At 57.5% G+C, this 23,314-nt stretch carries 19 protein-coding genes; 7 read left to right on the plus strand and 12 right to left on the minus strand.

The genetic code is table 11. From position 1 onward, the window contains the following. The 7 genes from VMJ32_02505 to VMJ32_02535 all read left to right on the plus strand — a co-directional run. The coding region (locus VMJ32_02505; protein HTQ37867.1) for a hypothetical protein at positions 1-585 on the plus strand (585 nt) is incomplete at its 5' end. 361 nt (positions 586-946) lie between these two features. Continuing rightward, entirely contained in the window at positions 947-2,077 is a 1,131-nt protein-coding gene (locus tag VMJ32_02510; protein ID HTQ37868.1) for a DUF1559 domain-containing protein, read from the plus strand. Then, positions 2,077-2,544 (plus strand): hypothetical protein, encoded by a 468-nt coding sequence (locus tag VMJ32_02515; protein HTQ37869.1) that lies wholly within the window; start codon positions 2,077-2,079, stop codon positions 2,542-2,544. Before VMJ32_02510 ends, VMJ32_02515 begins: the two co-directional genes overlap by 1 nt. Before the next feature lie 411 nt (positions 2,545-2,955). After that, positions 2,956-5,088, plus strand: a complete 2,133-nt coding sequence (locus VMJ32_02520; GenBank protein ID HTQ37870.1) for a prenyltransferase/squalene oxidase repeat-containing protein — start codon at positions 2,956-2,958, stop codon at positions 5,086-5,088. Positions 5,089-5,135: 47 nt separating this feature from the next. Next, on the plus strand, positions 5,136-6,377 hold the full coding sequence (gene hpnH, locus VMJ32_02525; protein ID HTQ37871.1) for an adenosyl-hopene transferase HpnH: 1,242 nt from the start codon (positions 5,136-5,138) through the stop codon (positions 6,375-6,377). 115 nt (positions 6,378-6,492) lie between these two features. Then, positions 6,493-7,290 carry a site-2 protease family protein gene (locus VMJ32_02530; GenBank protein HTQ37872.1) on the plus strand — a complete coding sequence of 266 codons (798 nt, stop codon included), beginning with the start codon at positions 6,493-6,495 and terminating at the stop codon, positions 7,288-7,290. Then, positions 7,287-8,174, plus strand: coding sequence for a hypothetical protein (locus tag VMJ32_02535; GenBank protein ID HTQ37873.1), 888 nt, complete (start codon positions 7,287-7,289; stop codon positions 8,172-8,174). Before VMJ32_02530 ends, VMJ32_02535 begins: the two co-directional genes overlap by 4 nt. A gap of 18 nt (positions 8,175-8,192) precedes the next feature. Here VMJ32_02535 and VMJ32_02540 read toward each other — a convergent pair whose 3' ends face one another. From VMJ32_02540 to VMJ32_02595, 12 genes are all read right to left on the minus strand, one after another. Further along, positions 8,193-8,486 carry a hypothetical protein gene (locus tag VMJ32_02540; protein ID HTQ37874.1) on the minus strand — a complete coding sequence of 98 codons (294 nt, stop codon included), beginning with the start codon at positions 8,484-8,486 and terminating at the stop codon, positions 8,193-8,195. A gap of 494 nt (positions 8,487-8,980) precedes the next feature. Continuing rightward, positions 8,981-10,063: an Mrp/NBP35 family ATP-binding protein gene (locus VMJ32_02545; protein ID HTQ37875.1), complete on the minus strand. Its 1,083-nt coding sequence runs from the start codon at positions 10,061-10,063 to the stop codon at positions 8,981-8,983. A gap of 113 nt (positions 10,064-10,176) precedes the next feature. Then, positions 10,177-10,620: a hypothetical protein gene (locus VMJ32_02550; protein HTQ37876.1), complete on the minus strand. Its 444-nt coding sequence runs from the start codon at positions 10,618-10,620 to the stop codon at positions 10,177-10,179. Positions 10,621-10,727: 107 nt separating this feature from the next. Next, positions 10,728-12,185, minus strand: a complete 1,458-nt coding sequence (locus VMJ32_02555; protein HTQ37877.1) for a helix-turn-helix domain-containing protein — start codon at positions 12,183-12,185, stop codon at positions 10,728-10,730. 389 nt (positions 12,186-12,574) lie between these two features. Continuing rightward, on the minus strand, positions 12,575-14,236 hold the full coding sequence (locus VMJ32_02560; protein ID HTQ37878.1) for an NADH-quinone oxidoreductase subunit N: 1,662 nt from the start codon (positions 14,234-14,236) through the stop codon (positions 12,575-12,577). 5 nt (positions 14,237-14,241) lie between these two features. Further along, on the minus strand, positions 14,242-15,909 hold the full coding sequence (locus tag VMJ32_02565) for an NADH-quinone oxidoreductase subunit M (protein HTQ37879.1): 1,668 nt from the start codon (positions 15,907-15,909) through the stop codon (positions 14,242-14,244). Between the two features lie 55 nt (positions 15,910-15,964). Next, a complete protein-coding gene (gene nuoL, locus VMJ32_02570; GenBank protein HTQ37880.1) occupies positions 15,965-18,091 on the minus strand; it encodes an NADH-quinone oxidoreductase subunit L in 2,127 nt (708 codons plus the stop codon). A 57-nt stretch (positions 18,092-18,148) separates the two neighbouring features. After that, complete coding sequence (gene nuoK, locus VMJ32_02575; GenBank protein ID HTQ37881.1) at positions 18,149-18,592, minus strand: NADH-quinone oxidoreductase subunit NuoK; 444 nt, start codon at positions 18,590-18,592, stop codon at positions 18,149-18,151. Beyond that, positions 18,589-19,506, minus strand: a complete 918-nt coding sequence (locus tag VMJ32_02580; GenBank protein HTQ37882.1) for an NADH-quinone oxidoreductase subunit J — start codon at positions 19,504-19,506, stop codon at positions 18,589-18,591. Before VMJ32_02580 ends, nuoK begins: the two co-directional genes overlap by 4 nt. After that, positions 19,503-20,036, minus strand: a complete 534-nt coding sequence (locus VMJ32_02585) for an NADH-quinone oxidoreductase subunit I (protein HTQ37883.1) — start codon at positions 20,034-20,036, stop codon at positions 19,503-19,505. The genes VMJ32_02580 and VMJ32_02585 overlap by 4 nt, the downstream gene beginning before the upstream one ends. Next, on the minus strand, positions 20,033-21,265 hold the full coding sequence (nuoH, locus tag VMJ32_02590) for an NADH-quinone oxidoreductase subunit NuoH (protein HTQ37884.1): 1,233 nt from the start codon (positions 21,263-21,265) through the stop codon (positions 20,033-20,035). Before nuoH ends, VMJ32_02585 begins: the two co-directional genes overlap by 4 nt. 169 nt (positions 21,266-21,434) lie before the next feature. Then, on the minus strand, positions 21,435-23,153 hold the full coding sequence (locus VMJ32_02595; GenBank protein ID HTQ37885.1) for a molybdopterin-dependent oxidoreductase: 1,719 nt from the start codon (positions 23,151-23,153) through the stop codon (positions 21,435-21,437). Positions 23,154-23,314: the final 161 nt, after the last annotated feature.

The following is a 23,314-nucleotide window of genomic DNA, read 5'->3' on the forward strand; positions in this document are numbered from 1 at the left end:
CGCATCGGCATCGCGCAACTTCCGCACGATCTGCTCAGGACTATGCCGCGTCCTACGTTTCGTCGTCATTGTGAAAGTCTCCTTGCCCATCGGGCTAAAGACCTTCATAACAACTGGATCAGTTTTTCAACAGCAGGCCAATATGTCTCCTCCGTATCATTTGCACACTCGGAACTTGCAAGTGATCCAGATAAAGGATTTAACGTGGGATTGAAATTGATAATTGCGAATGCTGGCAAAACTCCTGCTGAAAGACTCTATAAGGCGATTAAAATCACTAGTATTGATCGGGGCAAACCTAAACCTGCTGCCGAATTGTTTGATGATCTTGATGATCAATTGGATGTAAATAATCCCTATATAGAGGCCAATGGCACTGGCACCATTGGAACGGCGGAAAAGAACGTTCACACGCCGCTCTCGATTGCAGGCCGCCTCCATTGGCAGGACGTTTTTGGAGAGATGCATTGTCATCCGTTCTATTATGTGGTTTTTTCTAAGCCGCAAGATGATGGGAAATTTACTCTCGAAGTCACAAGGCTTTCGCCTCCGCCGAACGCGAACACTAAATTGACGCCTAATTGAATTCTTTGCGCCTCTTCGCGCACGGTCCAATAAACAGCCGACGAAACGGGACCACTCGGCCACGAATAAAAGTGCAGCCGCTTGAATAAAGGTGCAGAAGGCACCCCAGCGGGAATAAAACTGCAAAGCCCATAATATTGTGTACTTAATTGCCGCTGCATGTTATATTGGGTGGCTCTGGGTCCAAGAAGTGCGCTGGGGGGGGCAAGCGTGCTTTTGATGGGGAACGCGGAGGCGGCAGATCGGTTGTCCGGGCGATGCGCGCGGCGCCGATCACGTGGGGACCGCTTTTGGCGTTAGTCCACACGGGTTCGATTGCGCTTATTCTTTTCTGTTTGGGGTTTAGCGCGGGGGAAGAATTATGTTTTCGCTGAGGAATGCGCGGAAACCAGCATGTCGGGCGCCGCGAAACCGGGGTTTTGTTCGAGCGGCTCAAGCTAAGCATTCAGCGTTCACGCTGGTGGAGCTGCTGGTAGTCATCGCCATCATTGGCATTCTCATCGCACTGTTGTTGCCGGCAATTCAAGCGGCGCGGGAGAGCGCCCGCCGAACCCAATGCTTAAACAATGTGAAGCAAATTGCACTGGCGATGTTGAATTTTCATAGTGCGAACAAAATTTTCCCAGCTGGGGCATATTGCAATTCCAGCGCCACGGGGTGCGACAAAATCTACGGTTGCCAAAACTGGTGGACACATCTGATGCCATTCATGGAAGAAGGTGCTGAGTATCGATCCATGGACCTGACGCAGCTCACGATCAATGGTCCCAATCCAGCGGCAATTTTGAATCGTGTCTTTCCGAACATGATGTGCCCCAGCGATGAGTTCGCCGGACTGCAGGGACAGGGTCGATTCAGCGGGAGCGGTTGTGCCAGCGGAACGATCATTGCCGGGGGATCGACCGATGCGTATCAATCGATGGGCGAATCGTATACACCATCGGGCGGCCCTGTCATTCCGGGAGGAAGCGCCCCCGCTCCGAATCCGTGGGCGTACCGATTCCCAATTCCTCCGGCTGGCCAACAGCCGGAAAACTGCCAAAATGGGATTAACGAAGGAGAAGAAAAAGGTGGCACGCCCGGGATGTTTGCTGCCGGTTATGGGGTAGCATATCGAATTAAAGATTGCACTGACGGCACCTCCAGCACTTTTTTGCTGGGGGAGCAGTTGCCGGCGATCTCGTTACATCAAATGTTATTTCACAGCCATTTGAATATTGGGACAGAATATTATCCTCCGAACTATAACGAGATTTTTCCAGGGGCCATGCACAATGGCGTGGCGACCACGGGCATTCAAAACCAGGCTAATTATTTTAGCGGCACGGGCACCACCACTGACGCCGGACCCGGCTACAAAAGCGAACACAAAGGCGGGGTGAACATGGGCATGGTGGACGGCAGCGCCCGCTTCATCACGGATACGATTGATTATAAGTTATGGGTTTATTTGGGCGACCGCAAAGACGGCCAAGGCATTGAGATCCCTTAATGAAACGTGTTTGTTTAGCTGTGCTAAATTATCGCCTTCAAATCGCCTTGTTAAGTTGCTTGGCTTTCATAGCTGGTTGCGGCAGCGGTTCTGGCGCGATACCAGTGCATGGGGCAGTAACTATGGATGGCAAGCCGCTGGGAGGTGGCGTAATTATTTTTCAGCCTAATAATGTCAGTTCCAAAATGCCTAACCGCGTTGCCCAGGGAACGATTCAATCCGACGGCACGTATGCATCGTTGAGTTCATTCCAAGCGGACGATGGTGCATTGCCCGGCGAATACACTGTAGTTATTACTACCCTACCACCGACCGTGTCGTTCGACCAATTCACCAAGACACCCCCACCTCCTGCAGGCCCCAAAATTCCTGCTATTTATCAGGATCCTGCGCGCTCTCCGCTGAAAGCTACCGTCCCGTCAAGTGGCGGCGCGCAGGAGATTAACTTTGAAATGAAAAGCTCTTAACTGCGCCACGAATACGACGTTTGTCAGCGCCACAGCGCCCATGTCATCTGAATCTGCTGGCCGAGTGAGCAAATTTGCTATGTGATGTCGTGCTGCACCTATCCTGGTGTCGATTCACGAAGTTCTTGATCAACCGCCAAGGCGAAATGATCCGGCGATACATGCGGCTTTGAAACTTGAATCTGGCGGAGAAGCTTTGATTCGAATGATGGATTCTCTAATTTCAGGTTTCCACGCAATGCTGGCACGGCAAACTCGCCGTAGATTTTTCAGTTTAACGGGTGCGACTCTCCGAGCGGCGTGGCGGCCGCCTTTGGCCTTGTATGAACGCTGGCAATGACGTAATCTTTTAGCCCGTCGAGTGTTATCTACGGGATTAAGCATTCCGCGCGTCAAGGAAGACAATTCGTCATGTTGCACGAATCGCAGCCGGCAAGCGCCACGGGGCCGGTACCCATTGCCAGCCCGGCGCTTTCCGATTGTTTTCTACCGCTGCCGAACCAGCCAACCGTGGCGGAACCGAATTCGGGGCAGCCGTTGGCGACGGCGCTGCGCCAGGCGATTTTTCGCACGCAACAATGGTTGCTGGCTCAACAACAGCCCGATGGATTTTGGGTTGCCGAGCTGGAAGGGGACACCATTTTAGAAAGCGAATTTCTGTTGCTGCTGGCCTTTTTGGGTGAAGAGCAATCGCCGTTGGCGAGAAAGTGCGCTCGCCATTTGTTGGAGAAGCAAATGGCGGACGGCGGTTGGACGCAGTATCCCGGCGGTCAAGTCGACATTAGCGCCAGCGTGAAAGCATATTTCGCGCTTAAGCTGACCGGGCACGATCCAGCGGCCCATTACATGCAACGTTCCCGGGCGGCAATTATGGCCGGCGGCGGGGCGGACGCGGTGAACAGCTTCACCCGATTTTATTTGGCGCTATTGGGACAAATTCCGTACGAGGCATGTCCCAACGTGCCGCCGGAATTTTTGCTTCTGCCGTCGTGGTTTCCGGTTAATTTGTATTCCATCAGCGCCTGGTCCCGCACCATATTGGTTCCGCTGTCGATTATGTCGGCGTTTCAACCGATTCGGCAAATCGAACCGGAGCGAGGCATCCGCGAGCTGTTTTTGCGCGACCCGTTGACGTGGCCTTACCCGCGCTGCCCAGGACTGAAATCAAGCCGGCGGCTGGTCAGTTGGGATCGTTTTTTTCACGCCACCGACAAGGCGTTCAAGTATTTGCAGCGGCATAGTTTGACTCCGCTGCGGCGGTTCGCCGTGAATAGCGCCAAACAATGGATGGTGGAGCGGTTTAACGGCAGCGAGGGCTTAGGGGCCATCTTCCCGCCCATGGTGTGGGCCATTGTGGCCCTGCGTGCGCTGGGATTTGATGAGAACAGCTCGGAAATGCAGTATTGCCGGCAGCGATTGTGGGGCTTAGTCATCGAAGACGAAACCTCCGCCCGTCTGCAACCGTGCAAATCGCCGGTGTGGGATACCGCGCTGACGTTGCGGGCGTTGGCCGACAGCGGACTGGACGGGCAGCACCCGGCGGTGGAGCGCGGCATTCATTGGCTGCTCGCGCAAGAAATACGGACCCGAGGCGATTGGTCGCGGAGCGTGAAGGCGCAGCCCGGCGGGTGGTGCTTCGAATTTGCCAATGCGTATTACCCCGATCTGGACGATACGGCGATGGTGGTGATGGCGTTGCACGAATCGGATCAAAACCCGGCCCTCACTGAGACCGCTTTGCCGCCGAATTTGCGTTTGATTGCCGACGCCACTGCTCCGAGCATGCCCGACGCCCGCCGCCAAGCGCTGTTGCGGGACGATATTGCCGGCGCCACGCAGCGTGCCACGCACTGGATGCTGGCCATGCAAAACCGGGACGGCGGGTGGGGCGCATTCGATCGCAACAACACGGCGGAATTCCTGTGCCATGTGCCGTTCGCCGATCACAACGCGATGATCGATCCCAGTTCGCCCGATTTAGCAGGCCGAGTGTTGGAATCGCTTTCCGGTCGGGGCCGTCGCCTGGGCGACGTGGCGATCGATCGGGCGGTGGCTTATCTGCGGCAGGTGCAGGAAGCCGACGGCAGTTGGTTCGGCCGCTGGGGCGTGAACTACATTTATGGAACGTGGCAATCGCTGACGGGATTGGAGGCGGTGGGCGTGCCGCATGACGACCCGGCCATTGTCGCCGGCTCGCAATGGCTGATTGCCCATCAGCAGCCTTCGGGCGGATGGGGTGAATCGGCCGACAGCTACGCCTATCCAAACTTGCGCGGTCAGGGGCGGGAAACGGCCTCGCAAACCGCTTGGGCAGTGATGGGCTTAATTGCCGCCGGACGCCACAATCATCCGGCTGCATTGCGGGGCGTGAACTATTTGCTCGCGCATCAAAATGTGGACGGCACGTGGGATGAAACGGAATTCACGGGCACCGGCTTCCCGCGAGTGTTTTATTTGCGCTATCACTATTACCGGATTTATTTCCCGCTGATGGCGCTAGCGCGTTGGGCCAAAGCGGCGGGCAAAACGGACGAGACATCGTAGAAATCGAACCGTCGTGCTTGGGCACGGCTAAACCAAAGCGAGTTGTCATGGCAGTGCCCCTTTCGCAAATGTGGACCGTCGCCTCGTATGTGATGCGAAAGAAGCTGCGCGGCGAGGAGCGGTATGCGTTGGTGTTGATGTTGGAACCGCTGTTGCGTTGCAACCTGGCCTGTGCGGGCTGCGGGAAGATTCAGCATCCGCCGGAAATTTTGCGGCGGCAGTTGACGCCGGAGCAATGCTTCCGTGCCGCCGAAGAATGCGGCGCGCCCATCGTTTCCATTCCCGGCGGCGAGCCGCTGTTGCATCCGCAAATCGACGAAATTGTCGCCGGCCTGGTCGCCCGCAAAAAGTACGTTTATTTGTGCACCAACGCCATCAAGTTGGAAGAATCGCTGTCGAAGTTCACCCCGTCGAAGTATTTTTCGTTTTCGATTCACCTGGACGGCCCACGGGAAGAGCACGACGCCGCCGTTTGCCGCGCCGGCATTTACGACGTGGCCGTGAAGGCGATTCAGTCTGCGCTGAACTCCGGTTTTCGGGTAACCACCAACACCACACTGTTTAACGACGCCAACCCCCAGCGGCTGCGCGAATTTTTCGACACGCTGATGGATTTGGGCGTAGAAGGCATGATGCTCTCGCCCGGCTACAGTTACGCCAAAGCGCCCGATCAGGATCATTTTTTGCCTCGTGAAAACACCGTGCGTCTGTTTCAACGGCTGCTGGAGAAAGCGCCGCGGCGGTGGCGGTTCAATCAATCGCCGCTGTTTTTGGAGTTTTTGCGCGGCAATTGGGAGCTGGAATGCACGCCCTGGGGAAATCCCACGTACAACGTGTTCGGCTGGCAAAAGCCTTGTTATTTGCTGGACGAAGGCTACGTGCAAACGTTTCAGGAATTGCTCGACACGACCGATTGGAAAGCTTACGGCCGGGCCAGCGGCAATCCGCATTGCCAAGATTGCATGATGCATTGCGGTTACGAACCGACGGCCGTCAGTGAAACATTTGGTTCGCTGCGCGGCATGTGGGCTGCGGCAAGATCGGTGGTGTTTGGACAGCGGCCGCAGCTAAAGCCGGCGGCACTGGCAGCCGGCAGTGGCGAACACGCAAAACCATTGCTTCCAGTGCTTTCCACAACCGGGGATGGAAAATCGGTTTGCCGCAGCGGCGGCTGCAATTCGGCGGAGGTGAATCTGATCCCCACGACCGCCCTCTCCCAACCAACGCCCAACGGCCACCATCATCCGCATGATGAAATGCGCCCTTCTCCCGTGCTAACGGCTCGGTAATTTATCGGCGGCATCTGCTAAAATCGCGGTTAGTTGATATGATTTTTGCTAATCGCGGAGCCGCCCGCCTGTCGTGGTTGCAACCCGCATTTTGACCTACCGCGTGGACACATCGATGTTGCTTGCCGAACCGCCGCCCAATCCGTGGGATTTGCACTTTAAGTTGTTGGGCATTCCGGTGCGCATTACGCCGTGGTTTTGGCTGGCGAATGTGGTACTAGGATGGAGCTTCGCATCATCCTTGGCAAAAAGCTCGCAGGGGGCTTTAACGGTCGGTACGGCGCTGCTGATGTGGACCGCGGTGGTGCTGATATCGATTATCGCTCACGAATTTGGACACGCGTTTGCATTCCGTTTTTATGGAATTCATTCGCATGTGGTGTTGTATCATTTTGGCGGCATTGCCGTGCCGGACAGCAGCTTCGATTTTGGCCGGCGGATGCACCTGGGGTCGGTACAACAGATTGTGATTGCAGCCGCCGGGCCCGCTGCCTCGCTGGCATTGGGGGCGGTGTTTGTGGGCATTGTTTACTTTGGCGGCTTTTACGTACCCAACCCACTTCCTTTTATCCATCCGTTCGCTTTTCTGTTGGAGGGCGAACGCGTGCCCTCCGTGGCATTACAAGGTTTGTTGTATGCAATTTTGTTTGTCAATATAGGATGGGCCTTGATGAATTTGCTTCCTGTCTATCCGCTCGATGGCGGGCAAATTTCACGGGAAATGTTTACGCTAGGGCAGCCCCGCGAAGGGATTCGAAATTCTTTGATTCTTTCCATCTTGGTTGCCGGAGCTGTGGCAGTTTGGGCATTGTCGAAGCAAGACACCTTTTTGGCAATCATGTTCGGCATGCTGGCTTATTCCAGCTTTATGACCTTGCAAGCCTACATGGGTCGCGGCGGAGGTTGGCGGTGAACCAGGTGAACGACTCTGCGCCGCAATTCGAGGCGCCAGCGAAGACCTGTGCCGCACGAATCGGCACATCCCCCGAAAATAACGCCGCGGATTCTTCGTTCAACCGCGGCGGCCCGAGCTGCCGTGTGGTCCTGCTGGGCGCCAGCAATTTAACTCGCGGCATTTCCACGGTGGTGGAAACCTCCCAAAACTTCCGCCGCCAACCATTAGAAATTCTAACGGCGGCGGGCCACGGCCGTTCCTATGGAATCGAAACTCGCGTATTTGGTCGCACATTGCCCAGCATTCTCGATTGCTCGCTGTGGGAAGCCCTGGCTCGGCCGGCGACCATTCCCACGGTCGCCTTAATTACCGATATTGGCAACGACGTTCTGTACGGCGTAGAGGTGCCGCAAATCGTGTGCTGGGTGGAATGCGTCATCCAGCGTCTCGAGCAAGTTCAAGCCCAAATCTGCATGACCTCGCTGCCGCCGATCGACGGCGCTAGCCTGAGCCCGGCCCGATTTTATTTTTTTCGGACTCTGTTTTTTCCCGGCTGTCGCTTGAATTGGGAAACAGCCCTCGACCGCGCCCAGCAGTTGCACGCGCGGCTGCACAAGCTGGGAACAGCGCGCAAAATTACCCTGGTGGAACAACGCCGCCATTGGTACGGCTGGGATCCCATCCACATTCACCTTCGGCATCGCCCGCACGCCTGGCACAACATTCTGTCAACCTGGAACGACCAAGACTCACCGTCTGCGGCACTGGCCCGCGGTTCATTGCGGCGCTGGCTTTACCTGCAAACTCGCCGCCCGCAGCAGCGTACATTCTGGGGCCTGCGACAACGCTGCCAACAACCTGCGGCTAAGCTGGCCGATGGCACTACCATTTCGTTTTACTAATGTCTCGCCACTCCACAGTCACTCGCCAAGCTCGTCCCACCGGCGTGCGCGTCGATCCGTTCGCCACGCGATCGTGCTTTTGCACAGCCTCGATTGAAACGCCGGTTGATTGAAGATCGAAGCGCTGACGAAAAAAATTGCAACTTGCTCTTGACAATGTTCGCGAAGATTGAAAAGATTTTTTGAAAATGGTGTTGCATTTTTTTTAGCAATGCCTACAACTAGAAAAGATGAATCATGCTGTGCGGCAAGTTCAGGATGCCGGCGGCGGCAAATCGTGATTGAGTTGCACGCCGCTTCGTCGCACGTCATGCATCGTGGTTGGTTGTGTCGCTTGGGAGTCACTTGCCGATCAGCCGTCGAGGACGGCGGGCAAGTGTTCTCGCAGCGACTTATTTAACGGAGGACGTACTGTGGCCAAGAAGAAGAAGGCTGCCAAGAAGTCAGCCAAGAAGAAGGCGAAGAAGAAGAAGAGGTAGTTTTCGCCTCGCAGCGCGGCTCGCACTTTTTGTTGTTGGCACGCGCTGCTCTTCCTTCAGACCCGACGAGAAAGAGCCGCGGGGATCGGTACGCCGATCTTCGCGGCTCTAGCGTTTTCCGCAGGCCCTGACTGTATACCCAATTGCGGGGGGTAAACAATCGCTTAACAATCCGGGCAAATCATTAGGCCAACGGTAGTTACGGCCCGCCAACGAATATCATTCAATTACCCAATTAGAGGGGGCAGTCATTAACGGCGCGGGAGAAGCAGGCTTTGCCCGATTTTCCCGCGGCCCATTCTCTGAGCGCTTCCTTCCAAGGCAGCCCTACAACAATGAAAGGGACGGCAACGGCGGCGCGGCCAGATGTTGCTCCGCCAAATTTTTCACCAGGCGGTGGCAAATTGTTTCCAACGGCGCGGCGCTATTGGCATCGTCGAAATTCGCCATCGTGCGCCCTTCGTCCCCGTGCTCGCGGATCGAAATGTTGATGGGCACTTCGCCCAAGAACGGAATTTTCAACTCCTCCGCGCGCCGCTTGGCGCCTCCATGGCCGAAAATATCGTACTGTTTGCCGCAATCGGGACAAATGAAGTAACTCATGTTCTCCACCACTCCCAGCACCGGGATGTTCACCTTGCGAAACATGGCGATCGCCTTTACCGCATCCAACAAGGCCACATCTTGCGGAGTGCAAACCACCACGGCCCCGGTCAGCGGCAATAACTGTGAAAGCGTCAAAGCAATGTCGCCGGTTCCCGGCGGCATGTCGATGATCAGGTAATCCAGTTCGCCCCAGGCCGTATCACGCAGCAATTGCTGAATCGCTCCGTGCAACATCGGGCCGCGCCACACCACGGCCTCGCCGGCAGGCACGAAAAAACCCATCGAAATGACCTTCATGCCATGAATTTCAAAAGCCTTAATTTTGTTCTCTCCGGCGCGCTCCGGCTGACCGTGCAAGCCCAGCAAATGTGGAATGCTGGGACCGTACACGTCGGCATCGAGCAGGCCTACCTGAGACCCCTGGCGGGCCAAACCCAAAGCCAGGCTGGCCGCGATGGTGCTTTTGCCGACTCCTCCCTTTCCGGAACCGACGGCAATGACGCTCTTCGAGGCCAGCCCAATGCTGCCCAACTTCTGCGGCGGCCGCGAATGAACCGCCAGGTTCACGGTCACGGTCTTAAATTGCGGAAACCGGCTGCGGAGCAGTCGCTCTAAGGCGGCCTTGGTTTCCTGCCACAGCGGCGCGGAATGCGTCGTCAAGGCCAGCGTCAGCGAAAGTGCATCGCTCCCCGCCTGTACGTCGCGCACCTGCTGCATTTGGACAACGCTGCGCCCCGTCTCAGGGTCTGCAAATTCTTGGAGAACCGCCATCACGGCGGACGCATCGACGGAGCCACCGGCCATAAAAACCTCTAGCAAGTTTGAACGGAAAAAAAGTTGACTCTCGAAAATCATTCGACCCGGCCTGCTGATCTCCGGCCAATCGAAATCTGGAAGCCGCCGCCAGCTTCAACGATTCACCCCCAAGGCATACTGGCAAAAATTTGGTCCTCCAACGAAGTTGTTTCCTCGCCCGATGGAATGCTCCGTTTCGTCGCGGCCGCGGTATGTCGACGGGCAAGCTCAATCACTTCGTCCGTTCGGCGTGGCGAAGTGATGAAATGAACCGCACCCGCTTCGCGCATTATCCCTTCCCACGCCGCCAGATCGCGATCTGCCAGCACCACGGCCGCCGCCTGCGGAAACTCGCGATCCAAACGCACCACCGCAGCCAGCACCGTATCGGCCCGATCCGCCCTCAACTCCAGCGCCACCGTGGCGGAATGGGCGGCAGTCAAATACTCCCATAATTCCGCCAGGCTGCGCGTTTCTATCAACGAAATATCACGCGGCAGCCTGCGTCCCAACGCCGCCGCCCAATCGCCTGTCGATTCGTAAACGATCAATGGCATCCGATTCATGGTACGGTCTTGAGTAGTGCCCCACAATTCCCCATTCCACGCTGGACACTCCGCCGTGTGCATCTAGCGCCGCACCTTTGACTCCGATTCTTGGCTTCCGCTTTGTTTCACTCCCCCTCGCCGACCTCCAATCCCAATTGCACCATCCGTCGATACAGCCGCGGACGGGTCATTCCCAGGAGCCGCGCCGCCTGGCTTTTGTTTCCCTTCGCTTGCCGCAAAGCACGGTCGATCAATTCGGCCTCCACCCGGGCCAAAAATTTCTCCAAGTCGATCGGTTCCGGCGGCTGGCGCGGAAAACGGGCGGCTTCGGCCGCCAGGCGTAATTGCTTGGGCAGGTCGGCGGCGGTGATTTCAAAACTTTCCGCCTGTGCAAAAGCCTGCCGAACGGTCGCGGCCAGCTCATCAACCTGACCCGGCCAATCGTACAACGCCAGACGGTCCATCGCTTCGGGCTTGAACCCGCGCAGTTGTTTGCCCCCCTGGCCGTTCAATTCTTCCAAGAACATTTGGGCCAAAAGCGGAATATCGTCGCGCCGCTGGGCCAGCGGCGGCAAATGAATGACCAGGGTGCTCAGCCGCTGGGCCAAGTCGGCACGAAACGCTTCCCGTTGCGACAGCGTTTCCAGCGGCTCAGGTGATGTGGAAATTACTCGCAAATTCGGCGGACGGGCATCCATCCAACGCACCATTTCGGGCTGAACTTCGGCCGCCAGCCGATGCACGTCGACCAGGAGCAATGTCGAAAGTGGCTCGCCCGCCGCTCGACTGTGGCGATCGCTCATAGCAGCCACCGTCGAAAGGAGCACTTCCGGCGGCAACGCCGCGCAAGAAACCGGCATCAACGTCCCCTGATGATTTGCGGGGCTTGCCGGGCGCACACCGATATTTGGCAAATCCGCCCATTGCCGTTGTGTGGCGGCATGAATGGCACTTGCCACGTGTTGTTTGCCGATGCCCGGCGGCCCGACAATCAACACGGCGGCTGTTCCGCCTGCTGCCAGCTTGATTTGCTCCCGCACCCGCACCATGGCCGGACTTTCCCCAGCCAAGCGCTCCACACCGGACCAACGGGCCATCTGTTGCCGAAAGCGCTGAATCAATTCGTGCAGATGGCGTGATTCCGCGCCCCCTGTCGAAATCTGCCCGTCGAAGGCCGAAATAACGCCGCTGGTTTCTTCGTCAGCCGACGGCGCTTCGGCATGCACAATCGCCAGCACGCCCATCGACTGGCCGGCTTCTCCGGCCAAAGGAATGAAATCGGCACAGCGGCGCTCCAAATGTCCATCGGCGGCCGGCTTACAAACGACGCCCGTAGCTTTTTGTCCCTGGAAAACCTCCGGCGGCGGACAGAGGGCATCGGCCGAAGCGGCCAGCAGCTCGCCATCGCCCGATTGATATCGGCAGGTCCGGCCCACCAAATCGGCGGGGGCCACGTTCAACCAATCGGCCAGGGACTGGTTGGCAAAGACAATTCTCCGCTGCTCGTCGAGCAAATACACCCCTTCGCCAACTTCGGCAAGCAGCCGGAGCAACTCAGGATAGGAAGTACGGCCGGAAGGCATCGGTGGTTTCCTGCGAAAACAAAACCGAAAAATGGAATCGCCTGGAACTCAAAATCAATTCATAAATCACCCCCCTATTTTAGCCTGCGGTGACATATAGATGACACCGGGGCCCGTTAGATTAGCCCCTCGTCAACCATCCAATTCCAGTTCGTAGCAGTTGCCGGGTCCGTATTCGGTCGGTCATTCCTCCCGCAGCCGAATCGGTTCGCCACAGTATCCCGCGTTTCAACAGCTTACGAATACGTCTGGCGCGACGATGGAATCGGTTGGTACATTGACGCATGCCGCCTCGCGGGGTCTGGGGCAGACCTGGCGAGGCGGTTTTTTGCGCACCGGAGCAGAGGACTGACTAGCCCCACACTGCGCGGCCACCGGTCCACGCACATTCAACGCGGATGATCTTCCGCCACGACAGGAACCGCGGACGGTTGGCCATTGTGCAATCGTTCGGCGGCAGCATGCTCCGCCGCCGGCTGTCTCAACGATTCACCGGCCCGAACCGCGCAATCCAAAACTCGTCCCGGCAACAGACCAATGCCAATCACCAAGGCCACACAAATGCCCATGGCAACGGCCGGGCCCAGGCCACGCTGGACAACAGGCATGGGCCGGTCGGCGCTGCGAAAATACATCGCCCCAATCACGCGCAAATAATAGGCCGCGGCAATGGCGGCATTCAACACGGTCACCAGTGCCAGCCCGACAAACCACGGCCGCAGCCACACGCCCCCTTGAGCCGAAAACTCGTCCAGCGTCAGGGCGCTATACAGCAACGAAAACTTTCCAAAAAATCCGGCCAAGGGGGGAATGCCCGCCAGGCTGAACATAAACACAGCCATGATCAACGCCACCACCGAGTGCGTGCGGTTCAAGCCGGCAATATCGTCCAGCGTATTCACCTGCTTGTGGTCGCGGCTCAAATAACAGAGCGCCGCAAAGGCCCCTAACGTGGCCAACATGTAAACCAGTAAGTAAAACAGCGTTGCCCCCATCCCGCTGAGCCCCGCCGAATTCGACAAAAAACCCGCCGCGGCCGGGCCCGCACTGGTGGTCCGCATCGCCAGCGCCACCGATACGCCAATCAACAAGTAACCGGCATGGGCAATCGAGGAATAAGCCAACATGCGGCGCAAGTTGTTCTGCCACAGCGCTAACACGTTGCCCAATGTCATCGTGAGAATCGACACTACCAGGGCCACTTTCCAACCGAGCGCCTCCCAACCGGGCAAGGCCGTCAAAACAATGCGCGCCAAAGCCGCCAGGCCCGCAATTTTTGGCAGCGTCGAAAGCAGCGCGGCGTTGGCGTTGCTGGTCCCCTGGTAAACATCCGGAGCGTAAAAGTGAAACGGCACCACGGTCAGCCGAAACGCCAGCCCGGCAAACATCAACAGCAGCGCCACAGGGACAAGCACTTCGCCGAATCCGCCGGCCGACGCGCCGGCGGTTCCCGTCGAAACCGCGGCGGCAATGTTATCCAGCCGGGTTGAGCCCGCAACACCGTACAAAAAGCTGAACCCGTACAACAGCACGGCCGAGGACAAAATGCTGAGAAAGAAGTATTTCGAAGCCGCTTCCTGCCCCCGGCTGTCGCTGCGGCCAATGTACAGCAAAATGTAAGTGGGAATCGAAACCAATTCCAAGCCCACAAACAGCAAAATCAATTCGTTCGCCGCGGCGACAAGCATCAAACCCGCCAACATCAATAACAGCGAAGCCGCTTCCTCCGCCCGTTGTTGACCGCGCTGCGGACGGGCCATCATCAACACCAGCACCGCGCCGACCGCTAAAATCACCCAACGGAACGTATGCCCGAACAAATCGACCGTCAGCGGGCCGCTGGCCGATGCCGCGGGAGTGGTGGCAGAAAACAGATTCAGCCCGTCATCTTGTCCGCACATGACCATCGCCGCAATAAGCAGCGCCGCCAGCGCCAACATGCTGGCGGTGGCCCGCAGCGGCCGAAACGCCCCCAGCAGGCAAAGCAGCGTGGCGGTGGCGATCAAAATGATCTCGGGCAGCAGCAGATAAATTGTCGTCGAATTCGTCATCGGACTTAATTCTGGGTGAATTTGGCCGCGGCGGTCTGCACCGTTGCTTGCGGTTTAGCCATTTCTTGTCCGGCAAGTTGCGGCCGCCGGGCATAATAGTTTTCCAACGGCTGCTCGGTCCGGGCGATAATCTCGTCCGCCGCCGGCGCAATCGGCTTCAAAAACAACTTCGGGTAGAGCCCAATCCACACGATGAACACCGCCAGCGGCGCAAGCGCCAAAATTTCGTGCAACCGCAGGTCGTGAATCTGCTCGGCATCGGCAGGCGATATGTGCCCTTCCTTGAGCGGACCAAAAAACACCCGCCGCACCATCCACAACATGTACCACGCGCCCAATACCACACCGCTGACGGCCAACACGGCAATCAGAACCAATTGCGGACCCAACGGGCCGGGGGCATCGACCCAAGCCCGCTGAAACATGCCCAGCAAAATCATGAATTCGCCGACAAAGCCGTTCAGCCCCGGCAGGCCGATGCTCGACATGGTGAAAATCAACATGAACACGGCCAATAGCGGCGTGCGCTTGGCCAAGCCGCCCAGTTCGCTGATTTGCCGCGTATGGTAGCGCTCGTAAATCATGCCCACGACCGCGAACAACCCGGCGCTGGACAGCCCGTGATTGATCATCTGCAAAATGCCCCCTTGCAAGCTCAATTCGTTCAGGGCAAAAAAGCCGAGGATCACAAATCCCATGTGGCTGACGCTGCTGTAGGCCACCAGCTTTTTCAAATCGACCTGCACCAGCGACACCAGCGCCCCGTAAATGATGCCGATCACCGCCAGCCATAAAATCCAGGGCATGCACATGGCCGTGGCGTCGGGGAGCATGGGCAAACAGAACCGCAAAATTCCGTAGGTGCCCAATTTCAGCAAAATGCCGGCCAGGTCGATGCTGCCCCCGGTCGGCGCTTGCGTGTGCGCCAGCGGCAGCCAGGTGTGCAGCGGAACCAGCGGCACTTTCACCGCAAAGCCGGCCACCAGCGCGAAAAAAATCAGCAACTGCAAATGGCCATGCGCGGCATCCATGGGAATGGGATATTTCCCCAACACCTCGTGCAATTGCGGAATGGAAAACGTCAATTCGCCCGACGCGCTGTAGGCCCACAGCACGATGCCAATCAGGCCCAGCAGCGCAATCACGCTGCCTGTGAACGTGAATAAAAAGAACTTGTTGGCCGCGTATCGCCGCTCCTCGTGCCCCCAAATGCCGATCAAAAAATAAAGCGGAATCAGCGTAAACTCGAAGAAGATGTAAAACAAAATAATGTCGCGCGCGGAAAACACGCCGATCATGCCGCATTCCAGCAGCAACAGCAGCGCGTAAAATCCCCCGGGCCGATCCTGCACCGCATCCCAACTCACCAACACGGCGGTAAATGTCAGCAGCGCCGACAGGCCGAACATCCACACGCTCAGGCCATCCAGCCCGAAGGCAAAATGAATTTTCGCCGCCTCGCCCAGCCAATTGAATTCCTGGACTGCGTAATTGCCTTTCAACCCTTGGTCGATCCAATACTCGACGCACAAATGAGCGGCCAGCGCCAGCGTTATTCCTGCAGCGATAAGCGCGACCAGCCGCACGGCTTGTTTACCCTGCCAGGCAAACAACCATGCCACCAAAGCGCCGATGGCCGGCAGCAAAATCGTCGCTAAAAGAATGTTGTTCATGAAAAAACCGCCCACTGACCTCTACTCACCACTCACTCCTCACCACTCACCCATGTCAGCCCGGCCATAAAATCAGCGCGCCAATCAGCACCAGCAGGCCCAGCATCATGGCCAAGGCATAAAACTGCACCATGCCATTTTGCAGCGAGCGCAGCATCGAGCCGCACACGCCGGGAATGGCCCCCACAAAATTCACCAAGGCGTCGATCACATGCCGATCGACCCAGTAACTCACGGCCGCCAAAATCCGCAGCGGCCACACAATGAACACCCCATAAATCTGGTCGATGAAAAACTTGCCGTACGAAAGCGCGTACAACGGGCTCAGCAATCGGCCCAACCACTCCGCTTGCGTCCGACCTCCCAAATACAAATAGGCCGCCAGGCTAATGCCCACGATCACCACGCCGGTGCTCAGCGCCGAAATGCCGAATTCCAATTTCGGCTCTTCGGCGGTTTTCGCGATGGCCTGGTATGCCAAAGACGGCGTCTGTTTCAAAAAGTCCAAAATGCCGTGCGTCAGGCCGTAATAGCCGCCAACCAGCGCCGCCGGCACGGCCAAAATCAAAAGCGGCACGGTCATCGCCCGCGGCGATTCATGGGCATGGTGCCCCGCCTCGTGCGGAATTCTTTCTTCGCCGTAAAACGTCATGAAGAAAGCACGGAACGTGTAGAACGCCGTCAGCCCGGCCGTAAATACCCCCACCCCATACAGCACGCCGTACAGGACGTGGGCGAAGCCTTCGGCATGCAGCGATTTATCGCGCACGGCACCCAAAATTTCGTCCTTGCTCCAAAATCCCGAGAACGGAAACAATCCCGCCAGCGCCAAGCAGCCGATTAAAAACGTTCCGCAGGTGATGGGCATCAGCCGCCGCAGCCCGCCAAAGCGCCGCATGTCGATCACGCCTCCCATGGCGTGCATTACGCTGCCGGCGCCCAAAAACAACAACGCCTTAAAAAACGCATGCGTGAACAAATGGAACATGCCGGCCACAATGCCTAACAGCGAACCGGTGCCCAAGCTCAGAAACATGTAGCCCAACTGGCTGATCGTGGAATAGGCCAGCACGCGCTTCAAATCGTTCTGTGTAATGGCAATGATGGCGGCCAAAATGGCCGTAAACCCGCCGATGGTGGCCACCACCATTTGCGCCGTCACGGGCGAACCGTTTATTGTGAACCAAGGCGTGCCGGCCGATGCCATAAACAGCGGCGTGCAACGCGTCACCATGTACACGCCGGCCGTCACCATCGTGGCCGCATGAATCAGCGCGCTCACCGGCGTGGGGCCTTCCATGGCATCGGGCAGCCACACATGCAGCGGAAACTGCGCGCTTTTGCCGCACGCGCCGGCCATCAGCAGCAAGCATATCGCCACGGCCACGCCGCCGCTGGCATACAGGGCCGGATTGGCCAGCCGAGTTTGTCCCAGCACGCCGGCCACCTGTTGCACCGCGCCATGGGCAGCGGTGATTTGCGTATCGTGAAAATTCAACGTGCCGTACGTCGTCCAAATCAGAAAAATGCCGATGGCAAAGCCGAAATCTCCCACGCGGTTGACCAGAAAGGCTTTCATTCCCGCCGCCGCGGCCGCGGGCTTCTCGTACCAAAAGCCGACCAGCAAATAACTGCACAATCCCACGGCTTCCCAAAACGTGTACAGCAGCAAGAAATTGCTGACCGAAACCAGCATCGTCATCGAGAACACAAACAGCGCAATGTAACAGAAGAACCGCGGATAGCCGGGATCGCCGTGCATGTACCCGCTGGCGTAAATCGCCACCAGCGTGGAAATGAACGTCACCATGCAGAGCATGAAGCATGTCAGCGGATCGGCCCGCAGCGTAATGTCAATCGTAAAGTTGTGCGGTGTGACAGGCACGATGGCGGCTGACGATGTATTGGCTGTTGGCCGAGGCGTGTAAGCATTACTCACATCGGCCCAGGTCCACAGGGTGCAAACGTGTTCGTAACCAACGCGCCCCTGGCCGCCATTCAGCGATTCGCTCGATTGTGCCTGTACACTGAACAGCAAAGGCACACTCAGCGCAAACGAGCCGGCAAACGCCAACACCACCGGCCAGTGGCTGAATCGCCCCAGCGCACGGCCGAAAAACGCCAGCAGCAAAAACGCCGCCAGCGGCAATGCGGGAATCAAAACTAGCAGGGTATCCATCATGAATGTTGTTTGAAAATCGCATATTTAACCCCCGGTCAGTGACCGAGGGCTAACTAGCTACACATGACTCCGATGTGTTTCTTCTTCCACATCCGCTTTCGGCTCCAAGCCGGCCGGTGTCAGGTGCGGCCAATGCGGAGTGATTTCGGCCACCGCCGGCAATTCGTGATCCACATAGGCCGGCAAATTGCTTTCCCGTAGTTCGTCCCACGCGGCAATGTCCAAGTTATCGCGCCGCTGGAACAGCATCAGCACCAGCGCGAGCGCCAATGCCGCCTCGCAGGCGGCCACAGTGAGAATAAAAATGACGAACACCTGCCCGTCCCAGTTGTTGTGCCACCGGCCCCACGCCACCAGGCTGACCGATACGCCCTGCAACATCATTTCGGCGCACAAAAACATGACAATCATGTTTCGTCGGCTTAAAAAGCCAACCAGCCCAATGCAAAACAGGGCCGCGCCCACCAACAGCGAATTTTGCAATAGAGCGGCTTCGTTCATCGGGCTGACTCCTGCAATTGCGTTTTTTCGCCGCCGCCCGCTTGCGATGAACGCGTCTTTTTCAAATTCGTCTGCGCACCTTCCGCTTGGTGCTTTGCCTCCGCCGCCTGCTGACCACGCTGAGCGCTGACAATCGCCGTCGCTCCCACCAGGGCAATCAGCAGCAGCGTCCCGGCCACTTCGACGGCAATTAAATGCCGCCCGAACAATTCCGCCCCCAGCCGCGCCACGTGATCGGGCACAAGCACATCTTGTTGCAGCGTTGCCTCAGCCGGACCCTGAACTTGGTTCAGGCCCAGTTTGCCGATCGTGACCGACAAAATTGCCAACAGCACCGTGCCCGCTGCGGCGCCCAATAGCGCTTCCCAACTGACCCGGTCGTAATACGCGTCCCCCTTGGGATGAGCCAACATCAGCACGAACAAAAACGTCACCAAAATGGCGCCGGCGTAAACCACGATGGTGGCTACGGCCAAAAACTGCGCGCCCTGCACCATGAAAATGCCCGCCGTGCCTGTCAGCGTCATGGCAAACCACACGGCACAATAGACCGGACTGCGAAACGTCACCGTGCACGCCGCCGCGGCGACCGTGACCGCGCTCAAAATCCAAAACACCACATTGCTGCTCCACAGGCCCAGCGGCAACAACCGCGAACCGAGCAGGCCCAGGGCGACAATCCCCAGCACGGCGCCGACGGCCCGGCCTTTGGCGCTTCCGCGCGGCAGCATCAGCCACAGCGCCAGCCCAGCCAAAATCAGTCCCCATGCCAACGGATGAAGCTGCACGATTGGCGCGATCACCCGATTCCATCCCGTTGGCGGCGCAGCCGGCGTCGCTGCCTCGGCAGCATCCGCCGCCAGCAAAAAGCACCGGCACAGCGGTTCGAAAATGGCCGACGTTGCGCCCGTCATACCGTGCCTCCCAGCGCAATCGATTTCATCGGCTCGGCATCCTTGGTAATGTCGTACACGCTCAGCAGCTTCTCCTTGTCGAACACCATTTCCTCGCGGCTGCGGCCGGTCAGATCCAGCAGACTGGTCAACTCGATGGCATCGACCGGGCACGCTTCCTCGCACATGCCGCAGAAAATGCAACGCAGCTCGTCAATTTGAAAGCTCTCGCAGTATTTTTCCCGGTCGGGCCATGGGCTGGGCGCCGCCACAATGTCGATGCAATGCGCCGGACAGGCCGTGCTGCACAAAAAGCACGCCACGCACTTTACCCGTCCTTCGTGATCTTTATTCAGCCGATGCACGCCGCGATAAATGAGCGGATTGCCAATTTTTGGCCGCTCCTCCGGAAAGCTGACCGTCACCTTCGGGCTGAACAAGTGCTTCACCGTGGTCGATAAGCCCTGCACGACAAGCGGTAAATACATGCGCCCCGCCAAGCCGAGCTTGGGTTCTTCAATCCATTTGATGTTCGGATCATCCGGCTTCATGGCGCAAGCTCGCTTTCTGCGTCGAAGGGAAGCGCCGTCGGCCGCGGAGTGTTATCGGTCGCCAGCGGCGCAAGAATTCCAGCCACAACCCACGCCGCCAGTGTGACGCCCCAACTCAAGATGATCGTGACCCACAGGCTGCTGATGCCAATTGATTTTGCCAGCGGCTCGCCGTATTCCACCAGCGCCGCGGTAACAACCAGGTTGACCAGCCCCAGCGGCACCATCACTTTCCAGGCCAGCGACATGAGTTGATCGAACCGAAACCGCGGCCAACTCCAGCGCACAATCATGAACAGCAAAATCACCGCGAAAATTTTCGCCGCGAGCACCACAATCCGCAAAATCGCAGTCAGCCAGGTCACCTCGTTGCCTGAGCCCGTCAAACCCCAAAAATGCCAGCCGCCCAAGAACAAAATCACAATCAAAAAGGCGGCCGTAATCATGTGCAAAAATTCGGCAATCAAATACAAGAGCAGCTTCATGCCGGAATACTCGGTATGATAGCCGCCGATCAGTTCCTGTTCGGCCTCGGGCAAATCGAAGGGGAGCCGTGCCGCTTCGGCCGTGGCCGCCACCACAAACACAAAAAATCCCAGCGGCTGCAAAAACACATTCCACACGCCGGTTTGTGCTTGCTGGCTGATGATGGAATCCAACTTCAGGGTGCCGGCAAACAAGACGACGCCCAGCAAACCCAGGCCGAGTGGAATTTCGTACGAAATAAGCTGCGCGCTCGACCGCAGCGCGCCCAAAAAGCTGTATTTATTGTTGCTGGCCCAACCGCCGAGAATCACGCCATACACGGCAATGCTGGACAGCGCGAAAATGTACACCATTCCTACGTCCAGGCCCGGGTCCACCAACAACGAAATGGGATCCTGCACCCCCTTAATTTCCAACGGCGGCAACACGCTGCCGAACGGAATGGCGGCAAAAATCGCAATGGCCGCCGTCATAATCACCAGCGGCGCCAGACGAAACAGCCCCTTATCGACGTGGCTGGGCGTGAACTCTTCCTTGAAAATGAACTTCAGCCCGTCGGCCAGCGGTTGCCCCAGACCGAACATTTTGACGTTCGTCAGCGGAATACCGACGCGGTTGGGTCCCTTGCGATCTTGCACCCACGCCGCCATCCACCGCTCCAGCAGCACTAAATACGCCGCCGCCGTCATCAATCCGCCGACCAGCAGCAGAATTTTGATCAGGATTACAATCAATTCAGCCATAATTTGCCACAGATGAACGCAGATGAATGCGATTAATAAAGTTTGAAGTTGTCGATGTTCCGAAGTTGCGAAAGCCCATCTCTATGGTTCTCGTTCTCTCTCTCTGATCTGTTTTCATCCGTGTTCATCTGTGGCTTTTACTGCATTCATCCGCGGTTTCTTGATTCCACTAACTTGTAGCGGTCGCCAATTGGTTCACACGCAAATCCAATCCCACCAGCGGAATTTCACCCGCCGCGGCGCTAAACATCACAATTTCGGCCGCCACTTCGTCGAGCACCTTTCGCGGGTTGTACAAACCGCGCTGGCCCAACATCTGCCAATACAATTGTCCTTCCGTCCACACCCCGGCCGGCGGACGAATGGCCCACGTGAACGACTGCAGCCGATGGGCAAAATTCACATACGACCCGGCCCGTTCCGCAAAGCCCGCCCCGGGCAATTGATAATGTGCCGCCCGCCACAGGGGCGATTCGAACATATCTTGCACCACCAGTAAATCCAGCGCCGCGAATTGGGCGGCCGCATTCTCATCGCACCAATTTCCTTGCGGATAGCCGCCGCTGATCCACGCCGCTTTAATCGGTTTTTCTCCCTCGCCCTTTGGGAGAGGGCCGGGGTGATGGTGCTGGCCTGCCAAGTCTTCCAGCAACTCTTCAAACAATTTAATTTTCCCCTGGCAAAAATGCGCCAGCACATGCTCCACGCCCTTGCGGTTGGGGCATTTCTCCGCGTGAATGGTGAACTTGCCAGGGAACGATTCATCTTTGCCCACCACCGGCACTGGCCCCAATGCCAACACCGCCTGCGAATCAAATGTCCGCGTCATTTTGCACAATAAATACGCTTCTTCCACAGTCAAATGCGGCGATACCACCGCCGCCAACCGACCGCCACCGGCGCACGCCTTTTCCATCGCGGCGGCCAATTCGCGCGGTAACTGTGACCAATCGACGTTTTCGTATGCATGGCCGTTGCGACTCGCATTCCCGCCATCCGAATGCACACTCTCGCCGCGCCGCATAGCTTCAATCTTTCGCTCCGGCGAGTGCAAATGCTTGTAACCGTAGCGCCCTTCGTCGCACATCCACCATTTGTTAATGAACGGATTTTCCTGCGGCGTCAGGCGATACACCGTGTCTTGATTTTCGTCGATCCGAATCGTGCAGCCCGTTGAGCAGCCGGCACACACGCCCAAGTGCCGTTTCATAAACCACACCCGCTGCTTGTACAGAAAATCTTTATCCCCCAGCGCCCCGACCGGACACAGATCGACGACACAGCCGGAAAGTTTGTTCGCCAGTGGATAACCGGGAAACACGTCAATTTCCTCGGCGCTGCCCCGATTGATGACTAGCAATTCGCTGGTGCCGGTAATTTCGCGGCAAAACCGTACGCACCGGCTACACATCACGCAGCGATCGACAAACAGCTTGACGGTATCGCCCATGCTGCGCGTGGCGCTGGTGAATGGTCGAATATCTGCCCGCCGCTCCGCCTGGCCATGCTCGAAGTGATAATCCTGCAAATGGCATTCGCCCGCCTTGTCGCAAATCGGACAATCGATGGGATGATCGATCAGCAGCGCCTCTTCCACCTGGGCTCGGGCTTTTTTCACCGCGTCGCTGTTGGTGACGAACACCGTCCCGTCCTTGGCCGGCGTTTGGCAGGCCGGCACGAGCTTGGGAATCATCGTGATAGCGCCGGTTTCGGCGTTGCGCGTGCCGGTTTCCACCAGGCACATGCGGCAACTGGCCACCACCGTCAATCCCGCGTGCCAACAATAGTGCGGAATGTCAACGCCCACGCGCTCGGCCACCTGAATGCCATTCAGCCGGTCGCTGTCGCCAACCTGCACTTCTTGTCCGTCTACGATTACAATTCCCATTTCAATTGCTCAATCGATTAGCCACAGATGAACACAGATTAACAGGCTTTGTTGAAACCCTTATGCTGCCAACAGGAGCAGGTCGTGAGTGAGGACACGCAAGTGAACTTCGGTTGCTTGAGTTGGACGGGATCGACCCCGCAGGGAAGAGGTGAGTCGCC

This window comes from Pirellulales bacterium (assembly GCA_035499655.1).
In the GTDB taxonomy this organism is placed as follows: domain Bacteria; phylum Planctomycetota; class Planctomycetia; order Pirellulales; family JADZDJ01; genus DATJYL01.